Origin of the sequence: Bdellovibrio sp., assembly GCF_047637665.1 — a bacterium.
In the GTDB taxonomy this organism is placed as follows: Bacteria; Bdellovibrionota; Bdellovibrionia; order Bdellovibrionales; family Bdellovibrionaceae; genus Bdellovibrio.
This window is the reverse complement of sequence record NZ_JBLJBT010000016.1, coordinates 41,845-53,482: the sequence shown is the minus strand read 5'-3', so window position 1 is coordinate 53,482 and position 11,638 is coordinate 41,845. Positions and strand designations below refer to the sequence as shown.

Annotated in this window: 12 protein-coding genes; 6 read left to right on the top strand and 6 right to left on the bottom strand. The window is 47.8% G+C overall.

The window, feature by feature from the left end; genetic code table 11:
• Position 1: 1 nt before the first annotated feature.
• From ACM64D_RS04250 to folE2, 3 genes are all read right to left on the bottom strand, one after another.
• The gene (locus tag ACM64D_RS04250; RefSeq protein ID WP_415061941.1) at positions 2-1,276 is read right to left on the bottom strand and encodes a hypothetical protein; all 1,275 of its coding nucleotides are present in this window, start codon (positions 1,274-1,276) and stop codon (positions 2-4) included.
• A 78-nt stretch (positions 1,277-1,354) separates the two neighbouring features.
• On the bottom strand, positions 1,355-1,858 hold the full coding sequence (locus tag ACM64D_RS04245) for a Fur family transcriptional regulator (RefSeq protein WP_415061940.1): 504 nt from the start codon (positions 1,856-1,858) through the stop codon (positions 1,355-1,357).
• A gap of 111 nt (positions 1,859-1,969) precedes the next feature.
• Positions 1,970-2,881, bottom strand: coding sequence for a GTP cyclohydrolase FolE2 (gene folE2 / locus ACM64D_RS04240; RefSeq protein ID WP_415061939.1), 912 nt, complete (start codon positions 2,879-2,881; stop codon positions 1,970-1,972).
• A 114-nt stretch (positions 2,882-2,995) separates the two neighbouring features.
• Here folE2 and ACM64D_RS04235 point away from each other — a divergent pair, with 114 nt between their 5' ends.
• Positions 2,996-3,556: a Maf family protein gene (locus tag ACM64D_RS04235; RefSeq protein WP_415061938.1), complete on the top strand. Its 561-nt coding sequence runs from the start codon at positions 2,996-2,998 to the stop codon at positions 3,554-3,556.
• Complete coding sequence (locus tag ACM64D_RS04230) at positions 3,553-3,957, top strand: cytidine deaminase (protein WP_415061937.1); 405 nt, start codon at positions 3,553-3,555, stop codon at positions 3,955-3,957. The genes ACM64D_RS04235 and ACM64D_RS04230 overlap by 4 nt, the downstream gene beginning before the upstream one ends.
• 3 nt (positions 3,958-3,960) lie before the next feature.
• On the opposite strand, the gene ACM64D_RS04225 is transcribed toward ACM64D_RS04230, so the two are convergent.
• The 3 genes from ACM64D_RS04225 to ACM64D_RS04215 form a co-directional block, all read right to left on the bottom strand.
• Entirely contained in the window at positions 3,961-5,040 is a 1,080-nt protein-coding gene (locus tag ACM64D_RS04225; protein WP_415061936.1) for an endonuclease/exonuclease/phosphatase family protein, read from the bottom strand.
• A 146-nt stretch (positions 5,041-5,186) separates the two neighbouring features.
• Positions 5,187-5,801 carry a hypothetical protein gene (locus tag ACM64D_RS04220; protein WP_415061935.1) on the bottom strand — a complete coding sequence of 205 codons (615 nt, stop codon included), beginning with the start codon at positions 5,799-5,801 and terminating at the stop codon, positions 5,187-5,189.
• A complete protein-coding gene (locus tag ACM64D_RS04215) occupies positions 5,801-6,838 on the bottom strand; it encodes a SurA N-terminal domain-containing protein (protein WP_415061934.1) in 1,038 nt (345 codons plus the stop codon). The genes ACM64D_RS04220 and ACM64D_RS04215 overlap by 1 nt, the downstream gene beginning before the upstream one ends.
• A gap of 203 nt (positions 6,839-7,041) precedes the next feature.
• On the opposite strand from ACM64D_RS04215, the gene mreC reads away from it, so the two are divergent.
• The 4 genes from mreC to rodA are packed head-to-tail and all read left to right on the top strand — an operon-like array spanning position 7,042 to position 11,589.
• Entirely contained in the window at positions 7,042-7,947 is a 906-nt protein-coding gene (gene mreC, locus ACM64D_RS04210) for a rod shape-determining protein MreC (protein ID WP_415061933.1), read from the top strand.
• Entirely contained in the window at positions 7,944-8,480 is a 537-nt protein-coding gene (locus ACM64D_RS04205) for a hypothetical protein (RefSeq protein ID WP_415061932.1), read from the top strand. Before mreC ends, ACM64D_RS04205 begins: the two co-directional genes overlap by 4 nt.
• Positions 8,477-10,462 (top strand): penicillin-binding protein 2, encoded by a 1,986-nt coding sequence (gene mrdA, locus ACM64D_RS04200; RefSeq protein ID WP_415061931.1) that lies wholly within the window; start codon positions 8,477-8,479, stop codon positions 10,460-10,462. The genes ACM64D_RS04205 and mrdA overlap by 4 nt, the downstream gene beginning before the upstream one ends.
• Before the next feature lie 2 nt (positions 10,463-10,464).
• Entirely contained in the window at positions 10,465-11,589 is a 1,125-nt protein-coding gene (gene rodA / locus ACM64D_RS04195) for a rod shape-determining protein RodA (protein ID WP_415061930.1), read from the top strand.
• Positions 11,590-11,638: the final 49 nt, after the last annotated feature.

Here is an 11,638-nt window from a genome sequence, read left to right as displayed (position 1 = left end):
TTTAAAGTCCGAAACCACATTTTCTCTTGAGGTAGGCGTCAAAATCTGAGTCTGAGAAGTATTTGAAGTGGACTGGTGATTTTTCAGATTGATCTGGCCAGAGGTCTTTCACGGGAACCTTACAAGAGCGCCCTTGCTTTGAAATTGTGGCTTGACCGCCCCCTAAGCGAGGCTCCTCCCCACGACGATCTATTCGCAGCATCACACCATTTCCCTTATAGGAAACCTTGGCAGGATTGAGGTCCCGTCCTCCCGGAGTCAAAGGCCCGTCTTCACTGAAAACGCCCCCAATAACTTCCTTGGTCTGAGCATTGTAAGTCACCGTTTCCCCATTAGGTAAGGTCACAATTTGACGATTTCCCTCGGTGCGAATATGGGGCAAAGCCACACGCGGGAAAAGCATGATATAACTTTCTTGAATCTGACTGATCGTGCCGTTTGGCATATCACTGATCGCGATGCCAAGATCTTGACGAGCGCCGCCCTCAAAATTGAAAGACCACTCACGGCTGCGCGACTCTCCTGTCGACACAATTCGATTGGGGCCTTTATTAAAGAAACGGAACTTCCCTGGAGTCGGATCATCCCCAAAAGAACACACGTCGTAGTTCCCCGGCTTGGTTCCGCAGCGAATCGACCGAATTCCGAAGGGGTTCTGTGTTCGCGTCGGAGGATTTATGACAGGCTTATCAGAACCACTCGTCATAGGAGTCCACTTTGCCGATGAGGGAGGCGCAGACCCTGTTGGAGCCACGTCTCGCGCATGAAGATTTGCCACCTCACACCCCTCACAGGGGCCACCTGGCTTTCCATGTTTTTGAACAGCACGATTTCCTTGAGCAATATGTTCGACAACTTTTTCTGCAGTTTCCGCCGCTGGCGCTCTTAACGCCTCCGTCTTACGCGTCGTGCGCACGTGAGATGCCTGCTCCACTTGAGTTGTCGGCTGCTCTTTTTTCATATCTTGCTCGGAAGCAAAGAGCTTCATACCAGGGTCCGAACTTTTATAGTAGACCCAGGCCGACTGACCCTTTTGAGGGCCTGAAAGAATCTGTACTTTTAAACCGTGATTTCCAGAGCTGAATGCTTTGGTCTCTTCAATGCGAGCCTGTGTCCCAGGAGGCATGACAAATTTTACGTTTTGAGTCGACTTCAGAAAATTGGCAGAGTACCGGGCATTGAAATAGCCTTCAAGCTCGACGATGTCCCCGCCTTTAAAACCAAAACAAAATACAGCGAGAAGCAAAAGACTTCCCTTTTTCAAAGTTGCATTCATGTTCGGCTTATCGGTCGTTTAAAAACGAGACTTTAGAAGTATCGCAAGCCCCTCAAGAGTCTTCCACCAAGGTCTAGACTACCCTTCAGAGGACTTCACCTGACAGGAAGGACACACTCCATAAAGTTCTAAAATATGGTGGGTTAACTTAAAGCCAAACTGATTGGCGACTTTTTCTTGCAGGCTCTCGATGGCTCGGTTTTCAAACTCGCAGATCTTTCCGCACTTCACGCAAGTTAAGTGGTCATGATGCCCTTTCGGGGTCAGCTCGTAACGAGCTGGCAGCCCGCCCATACGGACCTCCGTCACAAAAGTTCCCTCTGTCAACGTGCGAAGAAAACGATAGACCGTGGCAAAACCAATATCTGGATGATCTTTGTTCAACTTCTCATAAAGCTCTTGAGCTGTGACGTGACGACGTCCATCGTGCAAAGCTTTTAAAATAGCCATGCGTTGGCTGGTGACTTTAAGATTCAAGGTGCGAATGATTCGCTTTAATTCAGCTTCGTCAAACTCATCTGTATGGACCACGATATCTTCATCGTGTTGCCTTGGCAGAAATGGAACTGAATCTTTACCCATAGTCACCTCAAAGGCTCATTTTATATGGGAAGGCCCTGGGTAAGTCCAAATAATTAAGAACCATTATCAATTGGTTTTTAATTGGCAGGTTTTCAGGGCCAAAGACAACCCTTAGAAACTACGAAGATTTTTGCCCTTAGAAATATGCGAAACGGCATTATGAGGGTGTAAACTCTCTACATGACTGAACTCAGCGACAAAGTCCAAAATCTCAGCCTGATTGTCTAAAGCCTCTTTCACCCGGCGAGCCGCATCCTCACAAAACATGAGGTTTTGACCATTTCGTAGAGCAAACTCCTGCTCATCTTCCCTTTTCACAGCCCCTTGAACGGCTGTCTGAAGAGCCTCTTCAACGATATCAATCAAGTCCCCATACTGATAGGCAGGGCCGACTTCGACCTTCACTCGCGCAAAACTTCTTTGCGCATGAGGAGTCGCGATAATCCCCTGAGGAGTTCCCAACCACGAGTGAATCACATCAAAATCCAATGACTGATTTTGGAATTGTTGTTTGAATCCATCTTGAATCAACTGTCGGGACAGCGCTGCCGACGCCGGGCAGGTGCTGGAATAGGTAACGACCACTTCCACGAAATACTTTTTAGCACCCTCGTGATTAAACGAAGACAGAACCACCGGGTAAGAACGCCAAGCTTGATTGGCACTTTTGAGGGCCTTACGAATCAATGGGGCCTCAAACTGCACCTGCACCATCGCTTCAGAAGAAAGGTCCTCGTGAGTTTTTAAGAACTCTGCCGTCGCGTCCCCAAGAAGCCCTAAAGACATCTCATTTTTCGACAAAACTTCTTGAGTGATCAAATACAAACGAGACATATGGATGCCTCGAGAGGGTTTCTTATCCAGACTGACCTTGGCATCAACACGAGCTGGAATACGGTAGACCCCGTCGGCTTGCTTTAACAAAACCGGCAGCTCAATAGACCCCATTCCCACCCAGTCGATCGGCGCGAATCTTTCAGAGTGAATTTCTTTGGCAACATCTGGCAGCGATTTTTTACTCATATAGAGCCGCACTCTTACCCCATAATCCCCTATTTGGGAAGGGCGGAAAGCCACAGCCATGTATGGCGCGCTGCTGCTACCAAAAGTAAGGCTGTCCCTCTAAGTTCTTCCTATATGGAATTAATTCTTGCTAGCACCTCAAAGTATCGCCAAGAGCTTCTTTCTCGATTGGCTTACAAGTTCACCGCCCAAGCCCCCCTCATTGATGAAGACAAAGAGAAGGATCCGAGCCTTTCTCCAAAGGCCTTGGCGGAAAAGTTGGCTTATTTAAAGGCGGCAAGCCTTGCTGGCCCCGGCCGCGTCGTTATCGGGGGGGATCAGTTAGTGGCCTTTGAGGGAAAGATCCTCGGAAAAGCTCATACCCCGGAAAATGCCGTTCGTCAGATCCTGTCCATGCAGGGTAAGACACATGAGTTGATCACGGCCATCTGTGTCTTTGATGGCGAAAGAGCCATCCCCTACACCGACATCACGCGCATGCATATGAAAACTCTTTCTCAGGCCCAAGTGGAGCGGTATGTGCAACTGGATATGCCCACGGACTGCGCCGGAAGCTATAAAATTGAAAAACATGGCATTATGCTTTTTGATAAAATTGAAAGCCAAGATTTCACTGCCATTCAAGGTTTACCCTTGATTGCCCTTAGTAAAATATTAGAGAATTTGAATCTATGACAGAACTTCAAACAAAACTCTTTCAAGCCGCTTGCGATGTTCAAAAACGGGCCCATGCCCCCTACTCTGGAGCCCTTATTGGGGCCGCCGTTCTAATGAGTGACGGGAAAATATATTCGGGATGCAACGTCGAAAACGCCTCTTATGGCGGCACCGTCTGTGCAGAGCGCGTGGCGATCTTTAAGGCCGTGAGTGAGGGCTCAAGTAAACAGATCAAGGAAGTTTTAGTCGTCAGTGACGCTGAAAAACCTTGGCCCCCTTGTGGTTTCTGCCGTCAGGTGATTGCGGAATTTGCCAACGAGCAAACCATCATCCATACCGCCAATCTTCAGGGAAAAATGAAGAGCTTCAAATTCCCGGAGATTTTCCCAGAAGCCTTTACGCCAAAGCATCTTGATTAGTTCTTAGTGGAACTTTTCAAAGTAAGTGTTGAAGGCTCCCGAGCGACTTTTCAGTTGATTTGAGAGATCTTGCAACAAACGGAGGTAAGGCTGAAACTCTGTCTCTTTTTGTTGCTTCAAGATATGCTCGGCCACCGCGAACACCTCGAGAGCCTGCCGGCGACGAGTCTCCAAAACCTCTGCGGCCACGGCTGACTTTTCTGATTCTACGGAAAACTCAACTCGCACTCCATAGTGATCGGACAAGGGTTTTCTTGGCGTCCCGCGCATGTTCACCTGTCCATCCAAAACCTTCAGCGACGTCTCGGACTTCCCCACATTTGAAAAGAAAATATAATCAAACGTGTGATTCGAAAGCATCCATCCCAAGGGATTTCCCGCACAGTAAGTGCAATACCATTGTGGATAAGAGCCTCCCAAAGACTCTTCCATCGCATCGCGAGCCCCCAACGTCAGCATCAAGAATTTTCTTTCGACGCTGTCGATGTCGGCATTAAAGTCCCCTGACAAAATCAGCTTTTCGTCTTGGTTTTTCAAACGCCACTGCAAAAGATCCAAAGCTTGAGTCAATCGCACCGCCTGAGACGTCGGATGAAGATGCGTGTTCATGAAGAAAAAATCTTCGGCCATTTCATAGAAACTCGCCCGCACGACATGATAGGCCTTCTTGACGTTAAAAGCCCCGCGAACGGCATCAAGGATTCCCCCTTCGTTATTGACGGCGAAATCCACCGTTTGGCGTCCCTTGATGTCCCCCATAAAAAGCGACATGACACCAATTTTGGCGTCCCGATTGGGTGAACTGATGTTGTACTGTCGAGACAAAGACTTTTCGATCTGATCAATATGAGAGTCGTTCCACACCTCTTGGAGGTGAACCACTTCACATTTGGGAATCCCTTGCAGAAGTCCCGTCATACGCTCCGTGCGTTCTTCCACTTTTGAAGCATAGATAGGGCCATAAGCATTGAAGTTTTGCAGGCAAAAGCGTGGTGGCCGAGGATCCGCCTGCCAATACATTTCAGCCCGCCCTGTGATGGAGAAAAACAATGTTCCAAGCACTAAGATTTTTGCAATAGTCATGGGGTATCCTCGTGGACTAAGTCCTAGTCCCAAAGCTTTCAATTCCCATGCAAGGAAGGCCCTCGGTATATTCGTTTAGAGGCGTCTGTTCTGTCTAATTTCTTTGCACCCACAAGCCCGAAGACAAAAAGGGGCTCCCCCCACAACTAGGGAACGCTGACCGAGTACCCAGCCCCGAGATGCAGAATCTCCACTTTTTGCAAAAAACTTCCCGAGGCCAAGCGATGACCAACACAATCATGGAGGCTTTCATGAAGATCCACGGATTCTTTAAGGGACAACTCTTTCAGCAGCTTAAAGCCTTCGTGCTGAAAATCTTCTTCACCGTTTTGTAAACGACGCCAATGAAAGACCACTTTTAAAAGATCAAATTTTTCGTTTTTAGGAAAAGACTCTAGATAATGAGCATAGGAAAAATTCAAGACGTCCTCTGAATCCTCAGAGTTCCAAGAAAAAGCCCACCCCCGTTCTTCACGAAAGGAAAGACTTTGAAGAGTGGCCGCCTCTTTGTTGGCTCTTTCCAGAAGAGTCAACCGCGCCACCGCCATCACTTCCGCAAAGGAAATAAACGCAGCTTTTTCAAGATTCACTTTAAGATCAGAAAGCCACTGATCGACCGCCATCAGGTTCACGGTCATACCCGAAAGCGGGTCCACGTCCTTGGAAAATCCCGCCGCTAAATGAAATAAGAAACCCCGTCGTTGAGACGGGGCTGCTTCAATAACTATAGAAATCGGGATCTCTCGAACAAACTGCAACATTATTTCAATTGCAGAGCTTGGGCGTTCATAGTTACGTTGGATTTTGCGCGGAACTGATTCACCCACGCTTCAAACATCCCGTCCCCACGGCGCTTCTGCATCATTTCAGCAGACATGGGCTCTAAAGCTTTCACTTCTTCAACCTTAGATTCTTTCAGTTTCAAAATGTATTTTGTATTCCCATCGCGAACCAGGCGCTTCAACAAAGGCTCTGTTTTCTTAAGTTCGAAAATGGCCTCTGTCGCCACAGGACTTGTGATTTTCGGGAAGTTTTCAGAGCCCAACTCAACCAAACCGGTTTCTTCCCAGGTTGCCTTCAGATCTTTAAGCTGAGCATTCACCGCCGCTTCGTCACCTTTAAGCAAAGCTTCGTCCAGAGCTTTAATCGCCGCATCCGCTTTCTCTTTGCTGAGAGCCTTCGATGCCGCCTCTTGGTCAATCTTCACAAAAAGAACATTGATTTTTTGAGCCTTCAGATCTTGCAACTTCTTCAGTTCAACGGCCGTCGGACCCGCGACAATTTCAAACATCTGACGAGTGCGCACATTGGCAATGTCTTTACGAACCTTATTTTCAAAATCCCCCGGGTTTGAACGAGTCGATTCTAAGTAGCGGCTGTAAAATTCACGTTGGAACTGACCGTTTTGTTGAAAAAATGGAATATCTTTTACGATGAAGTCACGAACTTCAGCGTCCGTCGTCAAAATGCCATTTTTCTGAGCAGCCTGAGAAACAAGCTCCATGCGGATCAAGTTTTCAAGTGCTTGCTGGCGCAAAAGTTGACGCTGAGAGCTAAAATCCATCTGACTGCCAAAGAGATTTTGATAGTATTGTTGAATGCGATTTTCTTCCTGTTGGAAGTCCGCCAAAGAGATCAAACTATTGTTCACGCGAGCCACAGATCCAAACCCTGCACCCAAGCGTCCGGGCAAACCAAAAAATACGAAAACCAGAATGATCGCACCAAAAAGAATGATCGCAGTTACGCTCTTCGTGGAGAGCTTTCTTTTCAACTTTTCAGCCATATTGTCGCTCATAAACTTTTCCTTCCTAAAACATGCGGAGACTCTAGCCAAGCCAGAGTGTAGATCAACTAAGCGGTACCATTACCCAACGAATTTTGCATTTTTTCAAGGGGAAATTGTTGAATTCTCTGAGTCTTTTGACTAGCGTTTGAATATGCCACGACGACGGAAGGTGACTTTTGAATTTTTTCAACTTTGATCTCAAAAAATTAATCATGATCGGGATTGTTTTGGCTTTGCCGCTCATTTCCATCAACATGCAGCAAAGACCCCAAGAGTCCCACTGGCTCTCAAAACCTTTCACTCTTTTGGGTAGCGCCGTGTCTGAAACCTTTTATGGATTTAGCCACGGGGTCAAGGGTACGACAGCCATGTACCTGGATCTCATTAACATCAAAAAGCAAAGCGAAGCACTTCAAAGTCACAACAATGAGCTTCAGGCTCGCTTGGAAAAAATGAGTGAGTTGCTGATCGAGAATGATCGCCTGCGCGGACTGCTGGCATTTAAAGATCAAACCAAGATGAATCTTATGGCCGCACAGGTCATCGGACGCGATCTTGTCATTGATCACAGCACAGTCACTATCAATAAGGGCACGAATGACGGCCTCAAAGCGGGACAAGCCGTGATCACGACCGGCGGCGTACTGGGTTATATCTTCAAACCCGAACCCTTCACCGCCCACGTTATGCTGATCACAGATCGTTATGCGGTTGTGGATGGGATCGTACAAAGAACCCGTGCTCACGGCATTGTCGAAGGCAAAAGCCAATACGGCAGCACACTTTCCTTGAAGTATGTGGAAAAAACCGAAGACGTTAAAGAAGGAGACTTGGTCGTCACCGGCGGTCTTGATAATATCTTCCCGAAGGGTTTCCCTGTCGCCGTGGTAGAATCCGTGGAGAAAAAGACCTTCAGCGTTTCTTTGAAGGTGGATCTGCGCCCCGTTGTGGATCCTTACAAGGTCGAAGAGGTTTTCATCGTTCTTCAAGCAGCTAACGAAGATTTCGGCGATAAATACGCGCCTCAGGCGACGGTTGAAAAGACCCCTGCCACCCCGGAGGTCGCGACTCCTGAAGCAACCCCAGCGCCCAAAAAGCCTGAGGAGAAACGTCCGTGAAGATCCGTTGGAATGTTATCTTAAATTTTCTCGTTTTATTCGCCGTCCTTATTTTGGTGGCGGGTTTGCAAACGACATTTTGGTTCCAGCTTTTTGGAAACGTCCCTTCCCCCCTGCTGTGGTTGAACCTTGTCGTATATGTGACTCTTTATCGTAAACCTTTCCCGGCGATCTTTACGATCTATGCCATGGGCTTCATTTTGCTGACCTTCACCGCGATGCCCTTGAAAATGATGTGGATCAGTTTATTGATCCTCTTTACCTTAGTCTATGGCATCAAAACTCGCGTCTTTTGGAGTGGCTCAGGATATTATACTATCATGTGTACATTCTCGGCTGTGGCCTATCACCTGATCTATCTATCAACGTCCCTGGTGATAGAAAAAAATCCTGCGAGTTTTGAAATTGTTGATCGCCTCGTTCAGATCGTTTTAACACCCTCTTTCGCTTTCCCCATGTATTGGGCTTTGGCGAAAATCGACAAGATCACTCAGGATGAACTTATGCACGAGCCTGGAGGATTGGAGTTATGAGTACTTACGTCAGCAATCCCGACGAGGCAAAAGAGTATCAAGGCCGATATAGAATATTCTATCTCACCATTGCCTTCACACTCTCGATCTTCACTATGCGTCTATGGTATCTTCAGGTTATTTCTGGAAACGAACTTCGTGAGTTCTCAGAGAAAAACCGTATTAAGCAAAATAAAATCACGGCTCCGCGCGGCCTGATGCTTGATCGCGATGGCAAGGTTTTGGTTGAAAACCTGCCTGGTTTCGAAGCTATTTTGACGCCTCAATATATTGAAAACCTTGATGAGCTTGCTAAAGCCGTCGGCCCTGTCTTGGGTATGGAGCCAGACAAAGTCGTCTTAAAGGTGACCAAGAGCCGCCGCCAAAACGGCCCCTTCGCACAAATTCGTCTGAAAGAGAATTTAAGTCGCGAAGAGGTTTTCCGCCTTAAACGCATGCGCCTTGATACGCCAGGATTGGAAATCCGTGAATCCATCATCCGTTACTATCCTTTGAAAGAGGACGGCGCTCAACTTTTTGGTTATGTGGGTGAGATCTCCAAAAGACAGCTTCCCGTGCTTAATGAGACCTACAAAGGCACTTTGCGCTTTGAGCAAGGTGACATTATCGGAAAAAGTGGTCTTGAAGAGACTTTGGAAAAAGACATCCGCGGAGCCGATGGCGTCAGCTTCATTCAAGTCGATGCCCATGGGCGTGAGGCGGTCACGCAAACTCCCAACATTTACGGCGAGCAAATTAAAGACCAGATTCCCATCCACGGGAATAACGCTGTTCTGACCATTGATCGCGAGATCCAAGAAGCTGCCTTCAAGTCCTTCATGAGCCTCAATCGCATTGGTGCCGTTGTCGCTATGAAAACCAACGGGGAAATCTTAGCGTGGGTCAGCACCCCGTCTTTTGATCCCAATGAGTTTTCAACGGGGATCTCGGCGCAAACCTGGTCTAAACTGATCAATGATCCGTTCAAACCATTGCGCAATAAAATCATTCAAGATCACAACTCGCCAGGCTCCACCTTCAAACCTTTGGTGGCCGTCGCGGCTCTGCAAGAGAAAGTGATCACGCCAACGACCATCGTAAGCGCGCCGGGCGTTTTCTACTTTGGCCGAAGACCTTACCATGACCACTTAAAAGGGGGACATGGTAATATCACGGTCTACGATGCCCTGGAAAGATCCTCCAACGTCTTCTTCTATAAGATGGGGATCGCCTTGGGAGTCGATAAAATGTATGACTATATCAATCTTCTTGGTATCGGTCAGAAAACCGGCATTGAACTGGCTCGTGAAGTTTCTGGAACCATGCCAAACTCAGCGTGGAAGAAGGCCACCGTCGGTGAAGAGTGGCAACCCGGAGAAAACTTAAGCACCGCGATCGGACAGGGCTTTGTGAACGTGACGCCACTTTCTATGGCGATTGCCTATAATGCGATCGGCACTGAGGGAAAAGTTGTGAAACCTTTCTTACTTCGTAAAGTGATCGACCAGGATGGGAAGGTCTTGCGTGAAAACTTCCCTCAAGTTGTGCGCGATCTTCAACAGACTCAACCCAACGGGGTGCACATTTCCTCAGAAACCTTTAAGGTTGTCAAAGAGGGCATGCGCCGCGTGGCCAACGGAGACCGAGGAACCGCCAAACACTGGAAAATTCCAGGCGTTCAAATGGCCGGCAAAACCGGAACCGCTCAGGTCATGGGCTTTTCTGCGGATCAAATTTATGCAAAATGTGAAAGTCGCCCGATCCATATGCGCCACCACGGCTGGTTTGTGGCATTTGCTCCCGCAGACAATCCTGAAATCACGGTTGCGGCTTTGGCCGAACACGCCTGCCATGGAAGCACTGGGGCGGCACCGATCGTGCGCGATATCGTTCAAGCTTACTTTGAAAAATATCATCCTGAAGTTATTGAAGCGGCCTTGAAAGCCAAAGGGGTCAAAAGAGCGACAGCTCCTGCGGCCCCAGAAACTGTTGAAGGAGAATAAGAGTGTTTACTTCCCTCCATGTTGAAGAAAGAACTCTCTTCAAAAAATTAGATATCAACCTTATTATCGTGATTCTAGCCTTGAACGTGATTGGCTTGATCAATCTTTACAGCGCCACTCACGGCCCGACATCCACGGACGTCGCTTCATTATTTATTTCTCAAATTATGTGGCTTATCGTGGGTTGGACGGTGTTTTTAGTCGTGACTCTGCTGGACTACTCCATTGTCAGTCGCATTGCCCTGGTCATCTACGTCCTCAACCTGGGTGCCATCATCTACGTGACCTTCTTCGGGAAGGTCGCCCTCGGAGCTCAACGTTGGATCGACCTGGGATTCTTTAGGTACCAACCTTCAGAGACAATGAAGCTGGCACTGATCATGTTGATGGCCAAGATTCTTTCCACTCGAAACACTCTGGGCTCGGGCATGGGTTTTAAGGAGATGTTCACTCCCCTGATTGTGCTCGGAATCCCCTTTGTTTTCGTCGTCGAACAGCCTGACTTAGGGACTGCCATGATGTTGGCGGCCATCGGAGGCTCGATGGTCATCTTTGCTAAAGTTAAAAGAATTATTATAGCTTCGGCGATTGTTCTCGGAATCATTGCCCTTCCTGTGGCATGGAAGTTCGTTCTTCATGACTACCAAAAAAATCGTATCCTCACCTTTCTCTCTCCGACAAGTGACCCTCGCGGAACGGGGTACAACAGCATTCAATCTAAGATTGCGGTGGGTTCAGGACGCTTCTTTGGCAAGGGGTTCATGAAGGGTACTCAGTCTCAACTGGAATTTCTTCCCGAACGGCATACTGACTTTATCTATTCTGTTCTAAGCGAAGAGCATGGATTTGTCGGTTCAATCGCCGTGATTGGTTTATTCTGTTTTCTTTTTATCACGGGCATTCGCATCGCCACCAATGCACGGGATAAGTTTGGAGCTCTCTTGACCGTGGGAGTTCTGTGTTATGTTTTCTGGCATATGTTCGTCAATATCGGCATGGTGATCGGTCTCTTACCTATCGTCGGAGTCCCCCTTCCTCTGCTTTCTTATGGCGGCTCCAGCATGTTGACCACCATGGCCGGCCTAGGAATTATTTCGAGCGTCGCTTACCGCAGATATCTGTTCTAGAATTGATCGTCTCAAATTAAGAAGACGTCTTAATTCGACTAACTACTTA